Here is a 20,237-nt window from a genome sequence, read left to right as displayed (position 1 = left end):
CCGGGCCGGAGGGCGGCGACGCCGTGCGGGATCACCACAGGGGCACCAGGGCTCACGAACCCGCCGGAGGATGCTGGCGAGGGGAAAGTCGATCATACACGTGGGCGCCAGGGCTGCACAGCAGCGCGGGCGCCGGTGGCTCAGGGCGCTTCCTGTTCGCCGTCGGGGGCGTCTTCCAGGTATTCGTCCATGGGCTCCTGGCCCGCCAGGGTCTTCAGGCTCAACTCCACGGCCTCGGGCAGGGTGATGTCGACGCGCTGCTTCTCGCTGCCTTCCAGGGAAGACTCATAGCTGAGCGCGTGGCGCAGATGACCGTTTTCGAGGATGGCACCGACGCTGGCCAACTGGGCTGCAGCAGGTGCCAAGCGCTCCAGGGCGGCCTTGGGCCAGGTGGCTTCGACGGTCGCGTTGCAGGTGTAGAAGCCTGCGTCGCCACTGTCCGATGGCTCTTCCTGGGTCTTGATATCGACCAGCGAGACCTGACCGGCTTCCAGCGCGGGCTGCCCGGCGGTGATGTCGTCCGCGTAGATTTCGTTGATGGTCTGGGCGTATTGCTGACGAACCAGTTCGGCGGTCTTGGCCGCATCGCAGCTGTAGTCATAGCCACCGCAGCCAGTCAGGGAAAGCACCGCAGCTGTGAGTATGAGGTGACGTCTGGACATGCCTGAATTCCTTGGAACGATGGGTAGAGCCTGGCGGCGCTGGCCGAGCATGCGTCAATCCGCAGTGCATGACGTCGGCGCAACGGTCGGGGATGGCGAGGGCCAATGGTGCTGCCACTCGCCCATCCTATCCATCAGACGCCGCCAGCGCCCTTCAGGACACCCGGCCGGGTTGGCCGGTCAGCTCCCTCACTCAGGCGCGGTCTGCGCTTTCGCAGGTCTCGAAGTCCTTGCTGTCAACACGGTTCATGCTGTCGAAGCCGATCGAATAGACCTGCTCCTTGCCGTCCTTGTTGAGGACATAGTTGTTGCAGGTACCCGGACGATACTTGCGGGTGTAGGTGCTCGACGGGGTGCCACCGATACGCAGGACGTCAGCCTTGGGCATACCCTTTTCAATCTGTTTCACCAGGGGCTGCTCGCGAAATTCGACGCGACCCACGGTGTAGTCAGCCGTGTTCTTCACAGAGGAACAGCCCGCCAGCACGGTGCCGGCCAGCAGTGCGGCCGCGACTGCAATCTTCTTGTTCATGGTGTGATCCCTTCAAAGGCGGAAGTGCCTGACACTTCGACGATGACGGCGCCGATAAATTCGCTCTCCGTCGCACTTCTTGCGCTTTGCCTTTCTGACGCCTGCCCCTTTGGCGACGGCAAGTGACTGTATCTAAAGCTGATTCTGCAAACGAACGCTATGCCACGGTTTTCTAAGGAATATTTTGTCTAAACGGCAGTTGACAGGCGTCAGGTGGCAGGCGATCTTTAGCGTTATGTTGTAACTTCCCAGCCGTTTCTCGTTTCTCGCGAGGACTCCATGAATCGCCGTCGTCTGCTCAATCTGATCCTGGCTGGCATGACCTTGCCTGTCGGGTTGCCGGCATTTGCCGCCCGTCAGCAACTCAAGGGTGCCCGGGCCTGGCAGGACGCCGACAAGCTCCGCCTGGTCTTCGATCTTACCGGGCCGGTGCATTACAAGACCTTCACCCTGGTCGCGCCGGATCGCATCATTCTCGATCTCGCCGACACCCAGGCGCCTGCGGTACTCAATCACCTGGCGCTGAAAGGTTCGCCCGTGCGGGCCGTCCGCAGTGCTCAATATGGCCCCCAGGACACTCGGGTGGTGCTGGAGCTGGCCCATCCGGTGGAGATGGAAAGCTTCGTCCTCGGCCCCGGCGAGGGCGCGGCCAATCGCCTGGTGCTCGATCTCAAGCGTGCCGGGGCACCGGTCGTGGCAGCGCGCAAGCCGGTCGATGCCGAGCCGCCGCTGGAGGTCAAGCGGGGCAGGGGCCTGGCCTCGGGGCGCGACATCATGGTCGTGGTCGATGCCGGGCACGGTGGCAAGGACCCCGGCGCCCTGAGTGCGCGCGGTGATCGGGAAAAGGACATCGCCCTGATCGTGGCGCAGAATCTCGCGCGCCGGATCAATCTGCAGAAGGGCTTCAAGGCCAAGCTGGTGCGCAACGACGACTTCTTCGTGCCGCTGCGCAAGCGTGTCGAGGTGGCGCGCAGCTACAACGCCGACATGTTCGTATCGGTGCATGCCGATGCCGCACCGCGGCGTACCGCCTATGGCGCCTCGGTCTATGCCCTGTCCGAGCGTGGCGCGACCTCGACCACGGCGCGCTTCCTGGCCGATAGCGAGAACAACGTCGACCTGATCGGTGCCAACGAGATCCTCAAGGGCCGTGACCCCATGCTCGCGGGGGTGCTGCTGGACATGTCGATGAATGCCACCATCTCGTCGAGTCTGGACCTGGGCCAGAAGGTGCTGGGGCAATTGTCGAGCATCACCAATCTGCACCAGAAACGGGTGGAGCAGGCTGGCTTCGCCGTGCTCAAATCACCGGACATCCCCTCGATCCTGGTCGAGACGGGCTTCATTTCCAATGACCGCGACTGCCGGCGGCTGCTCGACAGCCGTCACCAGAAGCAGCTGGCCGATTCGATCTTTGCTGGTCTGCATGGCTACTTCCAGGAGCGCCCACCGCTGGGTACCTACCTGGCCAGTCTCAAGAACACCCAAGGAGTGACATGAGTTTGCAAGACAAGGCGCGTCGTTACTGGCGCGCAGTGGTGCTGGTGATAGGAGCGCTGTGCGTGGTGGCCGGCTTGATCGGCTATGTCCAGGGCGGTGGCGACAAGACGGGCAGCACCCAGGAAAGCTTCGTCAACAAGGTCTGGCAGATCAAGACCAGCAACAGCATCGAACCCGGCATGCTGTACGTCTTCCTCAGCGATGGCACCCTGGTGATGGCCTCACCGAGCAGCCAGCCCTCCCTGGGGCGCTGGACGCGGACCGAGAAGGGCCTGAACCTCATCGAGGAAGGCATCACCTATCCCACGGAAATCCTCAGTCTCAAGCGTGACGAGTTCCGGATCCGCAGCCTCAATCCCGGCGAGCCCGTAGAGCTGCAACTGGCCCCGGCGGCACCCTAGGAACCTAGTCAAAGGCTCTGGTGCCATCAGCTGTCGTCCGAGTAGCGCTGCTCCTGCCAGGGGTCGCCACGGTCATGGTAGCCGCGCATTTCCCAGAAGCCGGGCGTATCGCCCACGCGGAAATCGATGCGTCTGAGCCATTTGGCGCTTTTCCACAGATAGAGGTGCGGGATCAATGCCCGTACCGGGCCGCCGTGCTCGGCCGTCAGGGGCTGGCCCTCCCAGCTGTGTACCAGCATGGCGCCGGGCGCGGCGAAGTCGGCCAGGGGCAGATTGGTGATGTAGCCGTCGTAGCTGTGCAACAGCACATGGGTGGCGTCTTCCCGCGGCTGCACTTCTTCCAGCAGCTCGCTGACCGGCAGGCCGATCCAGCGATTGTCGTAACGCGACCAGGTGGTGACGCAATGCATGTCGCTGACCGCCTGGGTCGTCGCTCGGGCCGCGAAGGTATCCCAGTTCCAGCGCAGCGTCCTGCGGACCGCTCCGGTGACCGCCAGTTGCCAGCGCTCGTGGCTGACCTCCGGCCGTACACCTAGATCCAGAACCGGCCAGTTGCTGACGCGATGCTGGCCGGGGGGCAGGCGTTCGCTTTCCGGGCGTGCGCTCTGTCCGGTCAGGAAGCGCCCCTCCTGTGCCCAGCGCTCCTTGGAGCGGGTCAGCTTGCTTGGCTCATCGCTCATTGGCGAATCCTCTCGATGGTCATGGGGCTGTGACCATGATGATGGCCTTTCGTCGGCAGAGGGCGAACCCAGACGGCGCTTCATGCCTCCTATCCTGCAGGCGCTGAAAGAGCGGCCTCCTTTTTCTTAACCTGCCGGAGAACCACCATGGTAGATGCAACCCAGATCAAAGAGCATGCGGAAGTTGTCGGTTCGGACGGCCAGCACGTGGGCACCGTCGATCATATGGAAGGCGCCGATCGCATCAAGCTGACCAAGCGCGATCAGGATGCCGATGGCAAGCATCACTACATTCCGTTGAGCTGGGTCCAGTCCGTGGAAGGCAGCCAGGTACGCCTGAGCAAGACCCGCGACGAAGCCGAGCGTGAGTGGCAGGCCGCCTGACGCCAGCCACCACCCAACAAAAAGCCCCGCATTAGCGGGGCTTTTTGTTGGGTGGTGAATACGATCAGTTGATGTACTCGAACAGTTTCACGATGCGCTGGACGCCCGAAACGCTCTGGATCAGCTGTACGGCGTGATTGGCTTCCTGCTGGGTCACCAGGCCCAGCAGATAGACGATGCCGTTTTCCGTGACCACCTTGATGCGCGAGCCTGGGATGTCCTCGTCGGCGAACATCTGGGCCTTGATGCGGGTGGTCAACCAGGAGTCGTTGCTGCGTGCCAGCAGCGAGGAGTTGCCCGTCACCTGAAGCTCGTTATGGACCGTCTTGACCCGCTGCACGCTGCGTACGGCCTGTTCGGCCTGGGCCTTGAGGTCGGCCCGCGGCGTCTGGCCAGCGATCAGCACCACGCCGTTGTAGCTCACCACCACAATGTGCGAACTGGCCAGATCAGAGTTGGCCTTAGAGATGTTGACCGCGGCCTTGGTCTCGATCAGAGCGTCATCCACGGTGCTGCCCAGGGTGCGGGTGCCGCGGTTGTCGTCGATGGGCTTGTCGCGGCTGGCAGTGACCACGTTGCTGCAGCCGACCACTGCAAAGGACAGCGCCAGGATGGCGAGCAGAGGAGCTTTTTTCATTCTTCGCTTCCAAACAGTTGCTGATCGATCTGGTCGCACAGGCAGTGGATCACCAGCAGGTGCACTTCCTGGATGCGGGCGGTGACCTTGGCGGGCACGCGGATCTCGACGTCCTCGGGCAGCAGCAGCGAGGCCATGCCACCGCCGTCGCGGCCGGTGAGGGCGACCACGGTCATCTCGCGGTCGTGGGCGGCCTGGATCGCCTGGATCACGTTGGCCGAGTTGCCGCTGGTGGAGATGGCCAGGAGGATGTCGCCAGGCTGACCCAGGGCGCGGATCTGCTTGGAGAACACCTCGTTGTAGCTGTAGTCGTTGGCGATGGACGTCAGCGTCGAGCTGTCGGTGGTCAGGGCCAGGGCCGGCAGGCTGGGGCGCTCGCGCTCGAAGCGATTCAGCAGTTCCGAGGAGAAGTGCTGGGCATCGCCGGCGGATCCGCCGTTGCCACAGGTGAGGATCTTGCCTTCGTTGAGCAGGGCCGCAACCATGACTTGGCTGGCCAGATCGATATGAGGAATCAGGACTTCCATGGCCTGACGCTTGGTTTCGATGCTGTCCCGGAAGAGTTTCTGGATGCGGGCGTGGGTGTCCATCGCGATATCTTTGACCTGTGCAGTGGAGGGCCTCAGGCCTCGAAGGCTTGGGTGATCCATTCGAGTGCTTGAGGGGATGCGTCGGCCCCGGGGCCGATCGCGATCACGTCGAAACGGCAGGGCCGCTTGGCCCAGCGCGCTTCGGATTGCAGAAAGAGGGCAGCGCTGTTGACCAGTCGCTGCCGCTTGCGGGCATCTATGCTTTCCGCGGCGCCGCCCCAGGCGGTGTGCCGACGGGCGCGTACCTCGACGAATACTACTGTATCGCCGTCAAGCATGACCAGATCGAGCTCACCACCGCGCCAGCGCCAGTTGCGGGCGATCAGGCGCAATCCGCGCGTCTGCAGGAACTGCAGGGCGCGGTCTTCGCCTTGTTGACCGCGCTGGAGGTGCGGGGCCTGCTTCACGGCGTGCTGAGCGACGGCGGCACGCTGGTGGCCGGCAGCGGCGCATTGTTGGCCGGCAGCGGCTGGGCCACGCCGTTGCGGAATTCCGCCCAGGGCAGGTGGCGCACCACGCGCTGATCAGCCGCCACGCTCAGGCTGCCGGACAGGCCGGGCAATTCGGAGTTGGGCAGCGCCTTGAGCTGCTGCAGATGCAGGGCCAGCAGGTAGGCGTCGGCGCCCATGGCATAGAGCCGACCAATGCTGCTGCCGGCCTGGGGCCACTGGGCAGTAATCTTGGCGCGTAGCGGATTGCTCGGATCGAGCAGCCAGGGCGTTTCGCAGAACAGGATGCCGTTCAGGTCCTGGTTGGCGCCTGGCTCGTTGACCCCGCTGTTGAGATTGGAGGTGGCATACACCGGCAGATCGCGGGCGTTCTGATAGACCAGGATCGGCTTGATCTGGCGAGCCTGGGCCGGCGTCGAGGCGAGGAAGATGAAATCCATGCCCTGGCGCATCTGCAGGAGGCTGGTGATGCGATTGGCGATTTCCACGGGCTGGCCGATACGTTCGGCGGCGACCAGGCGACCCCCGAGTTGCTGCCACTCGTTCTGGAAGGCGGCCAGCACGCGGGCACCCCATTCCCCCTGGGGCACCATGGCGCCGGCACTGCGCTTGCCATCGGCCCAGGCACGGCGCGCGGCTTCACGGGCCTCGTCCTCGGCTGCCAGGCCGAATTGGAAGAGTTGCGGCGGCTGGGCGCCCTGGCTGTCGCCATAATTCAGCGCCAAGGTGTTGAGCGGCAATTGCGGCCGGTCGCTCAGCTGCTTGACCAGGTTCTTTTCCAGCGGGCCGACCACCAGCTGGATACCGGCAGCCTGGGCCTGGCGGTAGAAGGCATCCAGCGAGCCCATCTGGGTGCTGTCATAGACGGTCACGGTCGGCGCGGCCTGGCCGGCGGCCAAGGCTTCGTAGCGGGCGGCCATGAAGCCGTCCTGCAGCGCACGAGAGACACCTGCGAGTTGGCCCTGCAGGGGCAGCAGCAGGGCGACACGATTGAGCGGCTCGCGCGCCAGGGTTTTCAGGCGCTCCAGGTCGTCAGGCAGCTGTCGCGCGGCGGGATGGCTCGGATGCTGTTTCTGCCATTCCTCGATGGCGGCGAGCTGCTGATCCAGCGCCAGGTTGCCACGGGTAATGGCAGCCAGGGCCAACCAGCCATTGAGGTCGGCATCCTTCACACTCTGGCGCAGTTGCGCATCCGGCAGGCTGGTCACCAGCTGCCAGATCTGCTCGCGGTTGTCATGGGCCGCGTCGCCTTCGAGCAGCGGGCCAATGAAAATGCGTTCCTGGGCGGCGGCGAGCGGCTGGCCATTGGCGGCCTGGGCATCGGCCTTGGTGAGGCCGCTGCGGATCTGCTGCTGCGCCGGCAGCTCGCCCAGTTGCGCGAAGCTCGGGTGGTCGAAGCGCTTGAGAGCCTGGGCCGGCTGCTTGTCGAGCAGGTCGAGTTGGGCCAGCAGGGTCTGGGCGAACATCTGCTGCGCCGGCTTGAGCCCTTCCAGATTGATGGAGCCCAGAATCTGGCGCGCTTCGCGGGTGTTCTGCTGGGCATAGGCTTTGTCGGCCGCGGTCAGGCGCAGCAGGTTCGCCTGCTCGGACTGGCTGGCGCCAGCCTGGTTCAGCAGTTGCTCGATGCTGGCCTGGCTGGGCTCAGGCAGCGCCCCGAGACTGCTCGTGGTGGGCGTGCTGCTACAGGCGGCGAGCAGGGCGAAGGCGGTGGCGCAGAGCAGCGGACGCAGGCGGAACTTCATGCGGTGGTTCCTGAGCAATTGTCTGGAAAGGGGGCGATTGTCTCACAGCACCCAGGCGCTGCGAACGCCGAGGGCGAGAGCGGCGTACACTGTTGGGCTATTTCCAGTCTGTCAGGTTTCATCATGATTTCGCCGGGTACTCTTTATGTGGTTGCCACGCCCATCGGCAACCTGGACGACATCACCGCCCGCGCCCTCAAGGTCCTGCGCGATGTGGCCCTGATCGCCGCCGAAGACACCCGTCATTCGGCGCGCCTGCTGCGCCATTTCGGCATCGAGACGCCTCTTGCGGCCTGCCACGATCACAATGAAAGGGATGCGGGGGGGCGCTTCATCACCCGGCTGCTGGCGGGGGAGGACGTCGCCCTGATTTCCGATGCGGGCACGCCGCTGATCTCCGACCCGGGCTTTCACCTGGTGCGGGCGGCGCGCGCCCAGGGGATCAGGGTCTCGCCGATTCCCGGGGCCTGCGCCCTGATCGCCGCGCTCTCGGCGGCCGGTCTGCCCTCGGATCGCTTCAGCTTCGAAGGCTTCCTGCCAGCCAAGGCGGTGGGTCGTCAGGGGCGGCTGGCGGCGTTGCGCGAGGACCCGCGAACGCTCATCTTCTACGAGGCGCCCCATCGCCTCGACGATTGCGTGGCCGACCTGGTGACCATCTTCGGACCTGATCGCCACGTCGTGCTCGGACGCGAACTGACCAAGACGTTCGAGACCTTGCGCGGCCTGCCCGCCGGGGAGCTGCAGGCCTGGATCCGCGCGGATCTGGATCAACAGCGTGGCGAGTGCGTGCTGCTGGTGGCTGGCTGGACGGCGCCGGAAGACGCCGAAGTCGATGCCGAGACCCTGCGCATCCTGGATCTGTTGTTGGCCGAGCTACCGGTCAAGCGCGCTGCCGCCCTGGCAGCGCAAATCACCGGTGCGCGCAAGAACCTGCTCTATCAGCTGGCGCTGGAACGCAAGGCCGAGTAAGCGGGATTTTGTGGGCATCTTTCCTTGTTATCCGGCACCAGTCTCTATACCCTTGCGCCGCGAGAGCCGACCGGGCAGTCGCTGTCGTGACCCGCAAGGGTCGCGAGGGAGGAAAGTCCGGGCTCCATAGGGCGAGGTGCCAGGTAACGCCTGGGAGGCGTGAGCCTACGGAAAGTGCCACAGAAAATAACCGCCTAAGCGCGCAAGCGCCGGTAAGGGTGAAAAGGTGCGGTAAGAGCGCACCGCACGGCTGGCAACAGTCCGTGGCTAGGTAAACCCCACCTGGAGCAAGACCAAATAGGAATCCATAGGCGTGGCCCGCGCTGGATTCGGGTAGGTCGCTAGAGGCAATCAGCGATGGTTGTCCCAGAGGAATGACTGTCCTCGACAGAACCCGGCTTACAGGTCGGCTCTCGCACCCCCTCCCTCTCGGGCCGCTGCGCCCGGGTCTGTGACTCCTTCTTCACAAATCACTTTAATCAATTGAGCCAATCAATTGACTTCATTTCCGTTTGTCGGAAATCAATGTCGTCCGTCCTGGTCGTGACCAGGTGCAATTTGCTTGAAATCCGCGTCCCACACGGCCTGGGAACCCCCTCGCTTACCTTGACTGAAAGCGGCCCTCCTCAATATAGTGGCGGCCGGTGGTACGAAGTGGGGCGAAGTGGGATTTAATGGCAAGGACAGCCTATTAGAGGACGCGAAATTGTTCCGGGGAGCGAACGCCATCAGTCTCGACGCCAAGGGGCGCGCCGCGATGCCGAGTCGGTATCGTGACGAGCTGCTGGAGCGTTGTGCCGGCCAGCTCATCGTGACGATCGATGCTGTCGACCCCTGCCTTTGCGTCTATCCGCTACCTGAATGGGAAATCATCGAAAGCAAGCTGCGGCAGTTGCCCTCGCTACGGGAGGAGACTCGTCGCCTACAGCGCTTGCTGATCGGCAATGCGGTGGATCTGGAACTCGACGGCAGTGGCCGCTTCCTGGTACCGCCGCGCCTGCGTGAATACGCCAAGCTCGACCGGCGCGTGATGCTGGTCGGGCAGCTGAACAAGTTCCAGTTATGGGATGAGGATGCCTGGAGTGCCGTGTGCGACGCGGATCTGCAGGCAATTAAGGAACCCGGCGGTATGCCGGATGAAATGCGCGATTTGATCCTGTGACCATGAACCCAGTCTTCCACCACGTCTCCGTTCTCCTGGACGAGGCCGTACAGGCATTGGCGATCCAGCCTGCCGGTCGTTATCTGGACGGCACCTTTGGCCGCGGCGGACACAGCCGGGCCGTGCTGCGCCTGCTGGGTGAGGAAGGGCGGTTGCTGGGGTTCGACAAGGACCCGCAGGCGATCGCTGCCGGCCAGGCCCTGGCTGTCGAGGATTCGCGCTTCGAGATCGTCCAGCGCAGCTTCGCCGAACTGGGCGATGAACTTGTCAGTCGTGGCTGGTCCGGCCAGGTCGATGGTGTGCTGCTGGATCTGGGCGTGTCCTCGCCACAGCTCGACGATCCCGAGCGCGGCTTCAGCTTCATGCAGGACGGTCCGCTGGACATGCGCATGGACCCGAGTCGGGGCCAGAGCGCCGCAGCCTGGATCGCCAGCGCCTCCGAGGCCGACATCGCCCAGGTGTTCAAGGAATTCGGCGAAGAGCGCTTCGCCAAGCGCATGGCGCGCGCCGTGGTGCAGCGTCGCGAAGTCCAGCCCTTCGAGCGCACCGGCGATCTGGCCAAGGTGCTCACCGAGGCCAATCCGGCCTGGGAAAAGGGCAAACATCCCGCCACCCGTGCCTTCCAGGGCCTGCGCATCTACATCAATCGCGAACTGAGCGACCTGGAGCAGGGGCTGCAGGCGGCCTACGAGCAACTGGCCGTAGGTGGTCGGCTGGTGGTGATCAGCTTCCACTCCCTCGAAGACCGTATCGTCAAACAGTTCATGCGCCGGCTGGCCAAGGGCGAGGCCGACCAGTTGCCGCGCGACCTGCCCATCCGGGCAACCGTGTTCGAGCCCTCGCTGCGCCTGCTCGGCAAGCCGGTCTATGCCGGCGAAGGCGAGCTGGCGGCGAACCCCCGGGCCCGCAGCGCCGTAATGCGCGTCGCCGAGAAACTGAAATGAGCCGCCTCTTCGTGAAGAAGCTGCCCCTGGGCAGCAGCGTCATGCTGGTGCTTTTCGCGGGCGTGCTGCTCTCGGCGGTGGCCGTGGCCTACAGTGCCCACTGGAATCGCCAGCTGCTCAACACCCTCTATGGCGAGATGGCCATCCGCGACAAGGCCCAGGCCGAGTACGGTCGGCTGCTGCTGGAGCAGAGCACCTGGACCGCCCACAGCCGGGTCGAGGCCCTGGCCAGCGGCCAACTGCAAATGCGTATCCCCGACCCGACCGAAATCCGGATGGTCAATCCGTGAAAGGCCTGGTCGCGCGCCTGCCCTGGCGCTTCAGCCTCATTATCGGGCTGTTGCTGGTCATGGTCGGCACCATCATCTGGCGCATCGTCGATCTGCACGTGATCGACCGGGCCTTCCTCAAGGGCCAGGGCGACGCACGCAGTGTCCGCACCATTCCCATTCCAGCGCATCGCGGCCTGATCACCGATCGCAATGGTGAACCTCTGGCGGTCAGCACGCCGGTCACCACCCTGTGGATCAATCCCAAGGAGTTGCTCGGCGCTGAAGATCGCTGGGCGATCCTGGCCGACGCCGTTGGCCAGCCCCGTGCGGATCTGGCCAAGCGCATAGAGCAAAACGCCAGCAAGGAATTCCTCTACCTGGCCCGAGGCCTGACGCCCGAGCAGGGCGAGGCGGTGATGACGCAGGTCAAGGCGCACAAGATTCCTGGGGTCTACGACATCGAGGAATTTCGCCGTTTCTATCCGGCTGGCGAGGTGGCAGCCCACGTGGTCGGCTTCACCGACATAGACGATCACGGACGTGAAGGCATCGAGCTGGCCTTCAACGAATGGCTGTCGGGCGTGCCGGGCCGTCGGCAGGTGGTCAAGGATCGCCGTGGTCGCCTGATTCGGGACGTGCAGGTGGCCAAGAACGCGAAGCCGGGCAACACCCTGGCGTTGTCCATCGACCTGCGCCTGCAGTATCTCGCCGCCCGCGAGCTGCGCAATGCCTTGACCCAGTTCGAAGCCGAGGCGGGCAGCCTGACCATCGTCGACGTCAAGACCGGTGAGGTCCTGGCCATGGTCAACATGCCCACCTACAACCCCAACAACAGACGCACGCTCGAACCGGCTGCCATGCGCAACCGCGCGATGATCGACGTCATGGAACCCGGCTCGGTGATGAAGCCGATCTCCATGACCGCGGCGCTGGCCAGCGGTCGCTGGAAGCCCACCGACAAGGTCAATGTCTATCCCGGCTCGCTGCAGATCGGTCGCTACACCATCAAGGACGTCTCCCACAGTGATGGCGCCCTGGACCTGACCGGCATCCTCATCAAGTCCAGCAACGTCGGCATGAGCAAGATCGCCTTCGACGTCGGCGGTGAGAACATCTACAACGCCATGCGCGCCGTAGGGCTGGGCCAGGACACCGGTCTGGGCTTCCCCGGCGAGCGGGTCGGCAACCTGCCCAACCATCGCACCTGGCGTCCGGCCGAGACGGCGACCCTGTCCTATGGTTACGGCCTGGCGGTGACCGCTGTGCAGCTGGCTCATGCCTATTCGGTGCTGGCCAACGATGGTCGCTCGGTGCCCCTGTCCATGGTGCGTCTGGACAAGGCGCCGGACAGCGATCAGGCAGTGGACGCGCGCGTTGCCAAGACCCTGCAGGGCATGCTGCAACAGGTCGTGGAAGCACCCGGTGGGGCCTTCCGTGCCCAGGTGCCTGGCTATCACGTCGCCGGCAAGAGCGGTACCGCGCGCAAGACCAGCACCGGTACCCGCGGCTATGCCGAGAATTCCTATCGCTCGCTGTTCGCCGGTTTCGGCCCCACCAGCAATCCGCGCCTGGCAGCAGTGGTGGTGATAGATCGCCCGAGCAAGGGTGGCTACTACGGTGGCGTGGTCTCGGCTCCGGTATTCAGTCGCGTGATGTCCGGTGCCCTGCGCCTGATGAACATCCAGCCGGACAACCTCCAGCCGCTGCCGGTACAGCAGGCCCAGGCCGCGGCCAAGCCCCTGCTGGTAGGGGAACGTGACCGATGAGCCGCCTACTGCCCGAGTTGCTGGCCGTCAGCTGTCCCGCCGTCGAGATCGCTGGATTGGCCCTGGACAGCCGTGAAGTCCGCCCAGGCGTTCTGTTCCTGGCCATTCCCGGTGCCTATAGCGATGGCCGCGCTCATGTCGCGGCCGCCGGCGAGCAGGGGGCTGCCGCCATCGCCTATGAGGCGAAAGACGCTCCGGCGCTCCCGGCCCTGGATATCCCGATGATAGCCATCGAGGGCCTTGCCGAGCAGCTGTCCGCCATCGCCGGGCGCTTCCATGGTGAACCCAGTCAGCGCCTAGCCCTGGTCGGCGTGACCGGCACCAATGGCAAGACCAGCGTCAGCCAGCTGATCGCCCAGGCCTGTGACCTGCTCGGTCAGCGCTGCGGTATCGTCGGTACCCTGGGCAACGGCTTCTATGGCGCTCTCGCTGAAGGCCGCCACACCACCCCGGATGCCCTCAAGTTGCAGGCGACCCTGGCCGAGCTGGCCGAGGGGGGCGCCTCCACCGTAGCCATGGAAGTCTCGTCCCATGGCCTGGCTCAAGGGCGCGTGGCCGCCCTGGCCTTCAAGGTCGCGGTCTTCACCAATCTGACCCGCGACCACCTCGATTTCCACGGCACCATGGAAGCCTATGGCGAAGCCAAGGCCCAATTGTTCGCCTGGCCGGCGCTTGGCACCCGCGTCCTCAATCTGGACGACGCCTTCGGGCGCGAGCTGGCGAGTCGCGCCAGCTCGGCCACGACCCTGACCTACAGCCTGAGTGATCCGGCTGCCAGCCTCTATTGCCAGGATCCACGATTCGACGATCACGGTGTACGGGCACGTCTGGTCACCGCCCAGGGCACGGGCGAATTGCGCAGTCAGTTGATCGGGCGCTTCAACCTGAGCAACCTGCTGGCCGCCATCGGTGGCTTGCTGGGCCTGGGTCATCCACTGGCCGATATCCTCGCTATCCTGCCGCAGCTGCAGGGGCCTGCCGGGCGCATGCAGCGCCTGGGTGGCGCCGGGCGGCCGTTGGTAGTGGTGGACTACGCCCACACTCCCGATGCCTTGGACAAGGTGCTCACCGCGCTGCGGCCCCATGTCAGTAGCTCGGGCCGACTGATCTGCGTGTTCGGCTGCGGCGGCGACCGCGATCGTGGCAAGCGACCGGAAATGGCCGCGCTGGCTGAGCGGCTGGCCGATCGGGTGGTAGTGACCGACGACAATCCGCGTACTGAAGATCCCACCGCCATCGTCGCCGACATCCGTGCGGGCTTCCAGCAGCCCCATCAGGTGCGCTTCGCCGGGCGTCGCGAGGCGGCCATCGCCCAGGCGATCGCCGAGGCGAATCCGCACGACATCGTCCTGCTGGCCGGCAAGGGCCATGAGCTCTACCAGGAAATCGCTGGGGTCCGGCATCCCTTTTCCGATCTCGACCAGGCCGAGCGGGCCCTGACCGCCTGGGAGCGACAGCATGCTTAGATCCTTCACCCTTACCGAAGTGGCCGAGGCCCTGACCGGCAATCTGCTGGGCGCCGATGCCCTGTTCGACGGCGTTGGCACCGACAGCCGCAAGGCCGTGGCCGGGCAGCTGTTCGTCGCCCTTGCCGGGCCACGCTTCGATGGTCATGCCTATCTGGCCGACGTGGCCGCCCAGGGCGCTGCGGCAGCCCTGGTAGAGCGGGCCGTGTCCGAGGTCCATCTACCCCAGTTGGTGGTGGCCGATACCCGCTTGGCGCTGGGTCGCCTGGGTGCCTTCAATCGCGACCTGTTCCAGGGTCAGGTTGCCGCCGTGACGGGCTCCAGTGGCAAGACCACGGTCAAGGAACTGCTCGCCGCCATCCTGCGTCAGCAAGGTGCCACCCTGGCTACCCAGGGCAATCTGAACAACGATCTGGGCGCGCCCCTGACCTTGCTGCAACTCGCTGCCGAGCACGCCTTTGGCGTCATCGAATTGGGCGCCTCCCATGTGGGGGACATTGCCTATACCGTGAGCCTGACACGCCCGGATGTCGTTATCATTACCAACGCCGGCCAGGCCCATGTGGGCGAATTCGGCGGTGTCGACCGCATCGTCGAAGCCAAGGGCGAGATCATCGAAGGCGTGGGCGAGGCGGGCACCGTGGTGCTCAACCGTGACGACGCGGCGTTCGAAACCTGGCAGCGCCGCGCGGCCGGTCGCAAGATCCTTTCCTTCGGCCTGGATGCCCGCGCCGACGTCCGCGCCACCGAGGTGAGCCTGGATAGCCAGGGTCGTCCGAGCTTCATTCTGCACACTGCGCAAGACGACGCGCGCATCACCCTGCAGATGCTGGGTGCCCACAACGTCGGCAATGCGCTGGCCGCTGCCGCTGCAGCGCTCAGCCTCGGCCTGGACCTGACCATCGTTGCCCGTGGCCTTGCCGCTGCGGCACCGGTCCAGGGGCGCACCCTGACCCGCACCAGCCAGCGCGGCGCACAGGTCATCGACGACAGCTACAACGCCAACCCCGCTTCGGTGAAAGCCGGGATCGACTTGCTGGCGGCCTTGCCGGGTCGTCGCGTGGTGGTCCTGGGCGATATCGCCGAGTTGGGCGAATGGACCGAACAGGGCCATCGCGAGGTGGGCGAGCATGCCCGCGGCAAGGTGGACGACTTCTATAGCGTCGGTCCTTCGATGGCCCATGCGGCCCGCGCCTATGGCGTCGAGGCCCGGCATTTCGCCGATCGCGAACAATTGATCGAGGCCCTGGCGGACGAGGACCGGGCCGGAACCACCCTGCTGATCAAGGGATCCCGCAGCGCCGCGATGGACAAGGTCGTCGCCGCGCTCTGCGCTATCAACACCGAGGAGAAACACTGATGCTGCTGCTGTTGGCGGAGTTCCTGCAACAATTCTACAAGGGCTTCGCTGTCTTCCAATACCTCAGCCTGCGCGGCATTCTGGGCGTCCTGACCGCCCTGATGCTGTCGTTGTGGCTCGGCCCCTGGATGATCCGCACCCTGCAGATCCGTCAAATCGGCCAGGCCGTACGCAACGATGGCCCCCAGTCGCACCTGTCCAAATCCGGCACCCCCACCATGGGCGGTGCCCTGATCCTGACCACCATCGGCATCAGCACCCTGCTGTGGGCCGACCTGCACAATCGTTATGTCTGGACCGTGCTGGCCGTGACCTTCCTGTTCGGCGCCATTGGCTGGGTCGATGACTATCGCAAGGTGATCGAAAAGAACTCCCGGGGTCTGCCAAGCCGCTGGAAGTACTTCTGGCAATCGGTGTTCGGCCTGGGGGCGGCGATCTTCCTCTATGTCACGGCCAAGGCGCCCATCGAAACCACGCTGATCCTGCCCCTGCTGAAGAACATCGAAATCCCGCTGGGGATTTTCTTCGTTGTGCTGACCTACTTCGTCATCGTCGGCTCCAGCAACGCGGTCAACCTCACCGACGGTCTCGATGGCCTGGCGATCATGCCCACCGTGATGGTCGGCGGCGCCCTGGGTATCTTTTGCTACCTGTCGGGGAACGTGAAATTCGCCGACTACCTGCTGATTCCCTATGTGGAAGGCTCCGGCGAGTTGATCGTCTTCTGCGGCGCCCTGATCGGGGCGGGCCTGGGCTTTCTCTGGTTCAACACCTATCCGGCCATGGTCTTCATGGGTGACGTCGGTGCCCTGGCACTGGGCGCTGCCCTCGGCACCATCGCCGTGATCGTCCGTCAGGAAGTGGTGCTGTTCATCATGGGCGGCGTCTTCGTCATGGAGACCCTCTCTGTGGTCATCCAGGTCGCCTCCTTCAAGCTGACCGGCAAGCGCGTCTTCCGCATGGCGCCGATCCACCACCATTTCGAATTGAAGGGCTGGCCCGAACCGCGGGTCATCGTGCGCTTCTGGATCATCACCGTGATCCTGGTGCTGTTCGGTCTCGCCACCCTGAAACTGAGGTAACCGCAGTGCTCATCGCTTCCGACCAGTTCCGTATCGTCGTCGGCCTCGGCAAGAGTGGCATGTCGCTGGTGCGCTTTCTCGCGCGCCGGGGCGTGCCCTTTGCCGTGGCCGACACGCGGGAACAGCCGCCGGAACTGGAGACCCTGAGAACCCAGTACCCCGGGATCGAGGTGCGCTGCGGTGAGCTGGACGTCGACTTCCTCGCCCGGGCTGCCGAGCTCTATGTGAGTCCAGGCCTGGCGTTGGAAACGCCTGCCCTGCAACAGGCCGCTGCCCGTGGCGTGCGGCTGTCCGGCGACATCGATCTCTTCGTGCGCCATGCCCGCGCGCCCCTCGTTGCCATCACCGGTTCCAACGCCAAAAGCACTGTCACCACCCTGGTCGGTGACATGGCCCGGCGCGCCGGCAAGCGCGTCGCCGTGGGTGGCAACCTGGGCACTCCGGCACTGGATCTGCTGGCCGATGACGTCGAGCTCTATGTGCTGGAACTGTCGAGCTTCCAGCTGGAGACCTGCGAGCGGCTGGACGCCGAGGTGGCCACGGTGCTCAACCTCAGCGAAGACCACATGGATCGCTACACCGGCATGCCGGCCTATCACCAGGCCAAGCACCGCATCTTCCGGGGCGCCCGCCAAGTGGTGGTCAATCGCGACGATGCGCTGTCGCGGCCACTGATCGGCGAGGGCGTGCCCTGCCTGACCTTTGGCCTGGGGCGTCCGGATTTTCGTGCCTTCGGCATTCGCGAGGAGGAGGGGCGCCGCTATCTGGCGCTGGCCTTCGACAACCTGCTGGATGTCGAGGAGCTCAAGATCCGTGGCACTCACAATCACAGCAATGCGTTGGCCGCGCTGGCGCTCGGTCAGGCCGCCGGCTTGCCGCTGGCGCCCATGCTGGAAGCCCTGCGTGCCTTCCCTGGTCTGGAGCACCGCTGCCAGTGGGTGGGTGAGGTCGCAGGCGTCAGCTACTACAACGATTCCAAGGCGACCAATGTCGGCGCTGCCCTGGCGGCCGTCGAAGGCCTGGGCGACGACATCGTCGGCCAACTGGTGCTGATCGCCGGTGGCGATGGCAAGGGCGCCGACTTCAGCGCCCTGCGCGAACCCATCGGTCGCCATTGCCGCGCCGTGGTACTGCTGGGACGCGATGCCGCGCGGATCGCCGAGATACTGCCGCCAGCGGTCAAGCAGGTGCACGTAGCTACGCTGGAGGAAGCCGTGCGCGAAAGCCGCAGTCTGGCCCAGCCAGGCGATGCCGTGCTGCTGTCGCCGGCCTGTGCCAGTCTCGACATGTTCCGCAACTTCGAGGAACGCGGACGGCTGTTCGCCCAGGCCGTGGAGGGCTTGTCATGATTCTCAGCCTGCTGCGTCCCTATCCTTCGCCGCTGGCCAGCCGCCACGGCATCGACCTGGACTTCCCGCTGCTGGCTGGCTGCCTGCTGCTACTCGGCCTTGGCCTGGTGATGGTGACCTCGGCTTCGTCCGAGGTCGCCGCGGCTCAATCCGGCAATCCGCTGTATTTCATGTATCGCCACTTGGTCTATCTGGCCATTGGCTTCGTTGCCTGCGGCGTGGTGATGCTGATCCCCATGGCCACCTGGCAGCGCTTCGGCTTTCCGCTGCTGATCATCGCCTTCCTGCTGCTGGTGGCGGTACTGGTGCCCGGCATCGGCCGCGAGGTGAACGGCTCCCTACGCTGGATCGGCTTCGGCATCTTCAACGTGCAGCCCTCGGAGATCGCCAAGGTCTTCGTGGTGCTCTATCTATCGGGTTACCTGGTGCGCCGTCAGCACGAGGTGCGCCATACCTGGGCCGGCTTCTTCAAGCCCTTCATCGTGCTCCTGCCGATGGCCATGCTGCTGCTGCGCGAGCCCGACTTCGGCGCTACCGTGGTGATGATGGGTGCCGCCGGCGCCATGCTGTTCCTCGGCGGTGTCGGCCTGTTCCGCTTCATGCTGATGGTCGCCCTGGCGGTACTGGCGGTGTTCGTCCTGGTGCAGACCCAGTCCTACCGGATGCAGCGCCTGATCACCTTTACCGATCCCTGGGCCGACCAGTTCGGTTCCGGCTACCAGCTGACCCAGGCGCTGATCGCCTTCGGTCGCGGCGGCTGGACCGGTCTGGGCCTGGGCAACAGCATCCAGAAGCAGTTCTATCTGCCCGAAGCCCACACCGACTTCCTCTTCGCCGTGCTGGCCGAAGAGCTGGGGCTGATCGGCGCCATGGCCACCGTCGGCCTGTTCCTCTTCGTCTGCGTCCGTGGCCTGTTCATCGGCCACTGGGCCGAGCAGTCCAAGCAGTTCTTCTCGGCCTATGTGGCCTATGGTCTGTCGATGCTCTGGATCGGTCAGTTTCTGATCAACATCGGGGTGAACGTCGGCCTGCTGCCGACCAAGGGCCTGACATTGCCTTTCCTCAGCTATGGCGGCAGTTCCCTGGTGATCTGCTGCGTGAGCATGGGGCTGTTGCTGCGCATCGAGTGGGAACGGCGAACGCTCGCGGATACCGAGGATGTGGAGTTCACCGAGGAGGATTTCGCTGATGTCCGCTAATGTCCTCATCATGGCGGGTGGCACCGGCGGGCACGTCTTTCCGGCGCTGGCCTGCGCCCGCGAGTTCGAAGCCCGCGGCTATACCGTCCACTGGCTGGGCACCCCGCGCGGTATCGAAAACGATGTGGTGCCCAAGGCCGGCATTACCCTGCACCACATTCCAGTCACCGGTCTGCGCGGCAAGGGCATGCGCTCCCTGGTGAAGGCGCCTCTGCAACTCAGCGGCGCCCTGATGCAGGCCATAGGTCTCATGCGCCGGCTCAAGCCGATCTGCGTACTGGGCCTGGGCGGCTTCGTCACCGGTCCCGGTGGCCTGGCGGCCAAGCTGTGCAATATTCCGCTGGTGATCCACGAGCAGAACGCCCATGCCGGCACCGCCAATCGCCTGCTGGTGCCCTTGGCCGCGCGCGTGTGCGAAGGCTTCGCCGATACCTTCCCGGCCTCCGCCAAACGCCTGTCCACCGGCAATCCGGTGCGCGCCGAACTCTTCGCCCCGGTGACCCGCGCACCGCTGGACGAGCGCGCCGCCAACCTGCTGGTGCTAGGTGGCAGCCTGGGCGCCGAGCCGCTCAACAAGCTGTTGCCCGAGGCGCTGGCCCAGTTGCCCGCTGGTCTGCGGCCCAATGTGCGCCACCAGGCCGGCCGCCAGCATGCCGAGGTGACCGCCGAGCGTTATGCCAATGCCGCGGTGGAGGCCGATGTCCAGCCCTTCATCGCCGACATGGCCGCTGCCTATGCCTGGGCCGATCTGGTGATCTGTCGGGCCGGTGCCCTGACCGTCGCCGAGCTGACGGCCACCGGCCTGCCGGCGCTGCTGATTCCGCTGCCTCACGCCATCGACGACCACCAGAGCAGCAACGCCCGCTTCCTGGAGCGTGCCGGTGCCGGTGTGGTGCTGCCCCAACATTCCACCCGCCCGGCGGATCTCGCCGCGCAGCTTACCGAGGTCCTGATGCATCCCGAACGTCTTGCCGACATGGCCGCTAGCAGCCGTGCCCTGGCCAAACCCGATGCGACCCGTGCCGTCGTCGACGCCTGTCTGGAGGTTGCCCGTGGTTAAGTCGCAAAGTGCCATTCAGGCCGAGGTTCGG

General features: G+C 65.1%; 21 protein-coding genes and 1 other RNA gene. 15 read left to right on the top strand and 7 right to left on the bottom strand.

The window, feature by feature from the left end:
• Positions 1 to 140: 140 nt before the first annotated feature.
• Together ACWPW1_RS17975 and osmE are read right to left on the bottom strand one after the other, a co-directional pair.
• Positions 141 to 662 (bottom strand): hypothetical protein, encoded by a 522-nt coding sequence (locus ACWPW1_RS17975; RefSeq protein ID WP_059315988.1) that lies wholly within the window; start codon positions 660 to 662, stop codon positions 141 to 143.
• A 193-nt stretch (positions 663 to 855) separates the two neighbouring features.
• A complete protein-coding gene (osmE, locus tag ACWPW1_RS17970) occupies positions 856 to 1,194 on the bottom strand; it encodes an osmotically-inducible lipoprotein OsmE (protein ID WP_059315987.1) in 339 nt (112 codons plus the stop codon).
• 279 nt (positions 1,195 to 1,473) lie between these two features.
• Between osmE and ACWPW1_RS17965 the strand changes: the two genes are divergently transcribed.
• Both ACWPW1_RS17965 and ACWPW1_RS17960 read left to right on the top strand, forming a co-directional pair.
• Positions 1,474 to 2,694, top strand: coding sequence for an N-acetylmuramoyl-L-alanine amidase (locus tag ACWPW1_RS17965; RefSeq protein ID WP_313649631.1), 1,221 nt, complete (start codon positions 1,474 to 1,476; stop codon positions 2,692 to 2,694).
• Positions 2,691 to 3,095 (top strand): hypothetical protein, encoded by a 405-nt coding sequence (locus tag ACWPW1_RS17960; RefSeq protein WP_271655785.1) that lies wholly within the window; start codon positions 2,691 to 2,693, stop codon positions 3,093 to 3,095. The genes ACWPW1_RS17965 and ACWPW1_RS17960 overlap by 4 nt, the downstream gene beginning before the upstream one ends.
• Positions 3,096 to 3,121: 26 nt before the next feature.
• Here the strand turns inward: ACWPW1_RS17960 and ACWPW1_RS17955 are convergent, their stop codons facing one another.
• Positions 3,122 to 3,775: a sulfite oxidase-like oxidoreductase gene (locus ACWPW1_RS17955; protein ID WP_059315984.1), complete on the bottom strand. Its 654-nt coding sequence runs from the start codon at positions 3,773 to 3,775 to the stop codon at positions 3,122 to 3,124.
• A 147-nt stretch (positions 3,776 to 3,922) separates the two neighbouring features.
• Here ACWPW1_RS17955 and ACWPW1_RS17950 point away from each other — a divergent pair, with 147 nt between their 5' ends.
• Complete coding sequence (locus ACWPW1_RS17950) at positions 3,923 to 4,159, top strand: DUF2171 domain-containing protein (protein WP_059315983.1); 237 nt, start codon at positions 3,923 to 3,925, stop codon at positions 4,157 to 4,159.
• Between the two features lie 64 nt (positions 4,160 to 4,223).
• On the opposite strand, the gene ACWPW1_RS17945 is transcribed toward ACWPW1_RS17950, so the two are convergent.
• Genes ACWPW1_RS17945 through ACWPW1_RS17930 form a run of 4 tightly spaced genes read right to left on the bottom strand, consistent with a single transcriptional unit; the run spans position 4,224 to position 7,577 of the window.
• Positions 4,224 to 4,796 carry a BON domain-containing protein gene (locus ACWPW1_RS17945; protein ID WP_059315982.1) on the bottom strand — a complete coding sequence of 191 codons (573 nt, stop codon included), beginning with the start codon at positions 4,794 to 4,796 and terminating at the stop codon, positions 4,224 to 4,226.
• Positions 4,793 to 5,386, bottom strand: a complete 594-nt coding sequence (locus tag ACWPW1_RS17940; protein WP_059315981.1) for a phosphoheptose isomerase — start codon at positions 5,384 to 5,386, stop codon at positions 4,793 to 4,795. Before ACWPW1_RS17940 ends, ACWPW1_RS17945 begins: the two co-directional genes overlap by 4 nt.
• A gap of 32 nt (positions 5,387 to 5,418) precedes the next feature.
• Positions 5,419 to 5,793: a YraN family protein gene (locus ACWPW1_RS17935; RefSeq protein ID WP_059315980.1), complete on the bottom strand. Its 375-nt coding sequence runs from the start codon at positions 5,791 to 5,793 to the stop codon at positions 5,419 to 5,421.
• Positions 5,790 to 7,577, bottom strand: coding sequence for a penicillin-binding protein activator (locus ACWPW1_RS17930; RefSeq protein WP_059315979.1), 1,788 nt, complete (start codon positions 7,575 to 7,577; stop codon positions 5,790 to 5,792). The genes ACWPW1_RS17935 and ACWPW1_RS17930 overlap by 4 nt, the downstream gene beginning before the upstream one ends.
• A 123-nt stretch (positions 7,578 to 7,700) precedes the next feature.
• Between ACWPW1_RS17930 and rsmI the strand changes: the two genes are divergently transcribed.
• The 12 genes from rsmI (at position 7,701) to murG (ending at position 20,206) form a co-directional block, all read left to right on the top strand.
• A complete protein-coding gene (gene rsmI / locus ACWPW1_RS17925) occupies positions 7,701 to 8,546 on the top strand; it encodes a 16S rRNA (cytidine(1402)-2'-O)-methyltransferase (RefSeq protein WP_059315978.1) in 846 nt (281 codons plus the stop codon).
• 62 nt (positions 8,547 to 8,608) lie between these two features.
• Positions 8,609 to 8,964, top strand: an RNA gene (gene rnpB, locus ACWPW1_RS17920) — RNase P RNA component class A.
• Positions 8,965 to 9,252: 288 nt separating this feature from the next.
• Positions 9,253 to 9,708: a division/cell wall cluster transcriptional repressor MraZ gene (gene mraZ, locus ACWPW1_RS17915; protein ID WP_059315977.1), complete on the top strand. Its 456-nt coding sequence runs from the start codon at positions 9,253 to 9,255 to the stop codon at positions 9,706 to 9,708.
• A gap of 2 nt (positions 9,709 to 9,710) precedes the next feature.
• Positions 9,711 to 10,652 carry a 16S rRNA (cytosine(1402)-N(4))-methyltransferase RsmH gene (gene rsmH / locus ACWPW1_RS17910; protein WP_271655783.1) on the top strand — a complete coding sequence of 314 codons (942 nt, stop codon included), beginning with the start codon at positions 9,711 to 9,713 and terminating at the stop codon, positions 10,650 to 10,652.
• On the top strand, positions 10,649 to 10,942 hold the full coding sequence (gene ftsL, locus ACWPW1_RS17905) for a cell division protein FtsL (protein ID WP_017640714.1): 294 nt from the start codon (positions 10,649 to 10,651) through the stop codon (positions 10,940 to 10,942). Before rsmH ends, ftsL begins: the two co-directional genes overlap by 4 nt.
• A 59-nt stretch (positions 10,943 to 11,001) precedes the next feature.
• Complete coding sequence (locus ACWPW1_RS17900) at positions 11,002 to 12,690, top strand: penicillin-binding transpeptidase domain-containing protein (protein WP_434776649.1); 1,689 nt, start codon at positions 11,002 to 11,004, stop codon at positions 12,688 to 12,690.
• The gene (locus ACWPW1_RS17895; protein WP_454253591.1) at positions 12,687 to 14,156 is read left to right on the top strand and encodes a UDP-N-acetylmuramoyl-L-alanyl-D-glutamate--2,6-diaminopimelate ligase; all 1,470 of its coding nucleotides are present in this window, start codon (positions 12,687 to 12,689) and stop codon (positions 14,154 to 14,156) included. Before ACWPW1_RS17900 ends, ACWPW1_RS17895 begins: the two co-directional genes overlap by 4 nt.
• Positions 14,149 to 15,516: a UDP-N-acetylmuramoyl-tripeptide--D-alanyl-D-alanine ligase gene (locus ACWPW1_RS17890; RefSeq protein ID WP_454253590.1), complete on the top strand. Its 1,368-nt coding sequence runs from the start codon at positions 14,149 to 14,151 to the stop codon at positions 15,514 to 15,516. The genes ACWPW1_RS17895 and ACWPW1_RS17890 overlap by 8 nt, the downstream gene beginning before the upstream one ends.
• A complete protein-coding gene (mraY, locus tag ACWPW1_RS17885) occupies positions 15,516 to 16,598 on the top strand; it encodes a phospho-N-acetylmuramoyl-pentapeptide-transferase (protein ID WP_059315971.1) in 1,083 nt (360 codons plus the stop codon). The genes ACWPW1_RS17890 and mraY overlap by 1 nt, the downstream gene beginning before the upstream one ends.
• A 5-nt stretch (positions 16,599 to 16,603) precedes the next feature.
• A complete protein-coding gene (gene murD, locus ACWPW1_RS17880; protein ID WP_454253589.1) occupies positions 16,604 to 17,947 on the top strand; it encodes a UDP-N-acetylmuramoyl-L-alanine--D-glutamate ligase in 1,344 nt (447 codons plus the stop codon).
• On the top strand, positions 17,947 to 19,146 hold the full coding sequence (ftsW, locus tag ACWPW1_RS17875; protein WP_156429007.1) for a putative lipid II flippase FtsW: 1,200 nt from the start codon (positions 17,947 to 17,949) through the stop codon (positions 19,144 to 19,146). Before murD ends, ftsW begins: the two co-directional genes overlap by 1 nt.
• Complete coding sequence (gene murG, locus ACWPW1_RS17870; protein ID WP_454253588.1) at positions 19,136 to 20,206, top strand: undecaprenyldiphospho-muramoylpentapeptide beta-N-acetylglucosaminyltransferase; 1,071 nt, start codon at positions 19,136 to 19,138, stop codon at positions 20,204 to 20,206. Before ftsW ends, murG begins: the two co-directional genes overlap by 11 nt.
• Positions 20,207 to 20,237: the final 31 nt, after the last annotated feature.

The organism is Pseudomonas sp. Marseille-Q7302 (assembly GCF_965111925.1).
The sequence above is the reverse complement of the archived record's forward strand: the minus strand, read 5'-3'. Positions and strand labels throughout refer to the sequence as shown.

What these genes read in the sequence shown, in the direction of transcription:
- rsmH (WP_271655783.1), top strand. Translation starts at nt 9,711, where the DNA reads ATGAACCCAGTCTTCCACCACGTCTCCGTTCTCCTGGACGAGGCCGTA.
- ACWPW1_RS17960 (WP_271655785.1), top strand. Translation starts at nt 2,691, where the DNA reads ATGAGTTTGCAAGACAAGGCGCGTCGTTACTGGCGCGCAGTGGTGCTG.
- ftsL (WP_017640714.1), top strand. Translation starts at nt 10,649, where the DNA reads ATGAGCCGCCTCTTCGTGAAGAAGCTGCCCCTGGGCAGCAGCGTCATG.
- ACWPW1_RS17955 (WP_059315984.1), bottom strand. Translation starts at nt 3,775, where the DNA reads ATGAGCGATGAGCCAAGCAAGCTGACCCGCTCCAAGGAGCGCTGGGCA.
- ACWPW1_RS17965 (WP_313649631.1), top strand. Translation starts at nt 1,474, where the DNA reads ATGAATCGCCGTCGTCTGCTCAATCTGATCCTGGCTGGCATGACCTTG.
- ACWPW1_RS17945 (WP_059315982.1), bottom strand. Translation starts at nt 4,796, where the DNA reads ATGAAAAAAGCTCCTCTGCTCGCCATCCTGGCGCTGTCCTTTGCAGTG.
- ACWPW1_RS17950 (WP_059315983.1), top strand. Translation starts at nt 3,923, where the DNA reads ATGGTAGATGCAACCCAGATCAAAGAGCATGCGGAAGTTGTCGGTTCG.
- ACWPW1_RS17940 (WP_059315981.1), bottom strand. Translation starts at nt 5,386, where the DNA reads ATGGACACCCACGCCCGCATCCAGAAACTCTTCCGGGACAGCATCGAA.
- rsmI (WP_059315978.1), top strand. Translation starts at nt 7,701, where the DNA reads ATGATTTCGCCGGGTACTCTTTATGTGGTTGCCACGCCCATCGGCAAC.
- ACWPW1_RS17930 (WP_059315979.1), bottom strand. Translation starts at nt 7,577, where the DNA reads ATGAAGTTCCGCCTGCGTCCGCTGCTCTGCGCCACCGCCTTCGCCCTG.
- ACWPW1_RS17890 (WP_454253590.1), top strand. Translation starts at nt 14,149, where the DNA reads ATGCTTAGATCCTTCACCCTTACCGAAGTGGCCGAGGCCCTGACCGGC.
- ACWPW1_RS17900 (WP_434776649.1), top strand. Translation starts at nt 11,002, where the DNA reads ATGGTCGGCACCATCATCTGGCGCATCGTCGATCTGCACGTGATCGAC.
- ACWPW1_RS17975 (WP_059315988.1), bottom strand. Translation starts at nt 662, where the DNA reads ATGTCCAGACGTCACCTCATACTCACAGCTGCGGTGCTTTCCCTGACT.
- murG (WP_454253588.1), top strand. Translation starts at nt 19,136, where the DNA reads ATGTCCGCTAATGTCCTCATCATGGCGGGTGGCACCGGCGGGCACGTC.
- mraY (WP_059315971.1), top strand. Translation starts at nt 15,516, where the DNA reads ATGCTGCTGCTGTTGGCGGAGTTCCTGCAACAATTCTACAAGGGCTTC.
- osmE (WP_059315987.1), bottom strand. Translation starts at nt 1,194, where the DNA reads ATGAACAAGAAGATTGCAGTCGCGGCCGCACTGCTGGCCGGCACCGTG.
- ACWPW1_RS17895 (WP_454253591.1), top strand. Translation starts at nt 12,687, where the DNA reads ATGAGCCGCCTACTGCCCGAGTTGCTGGCCGTCAGCTGTCCCGCCGTC.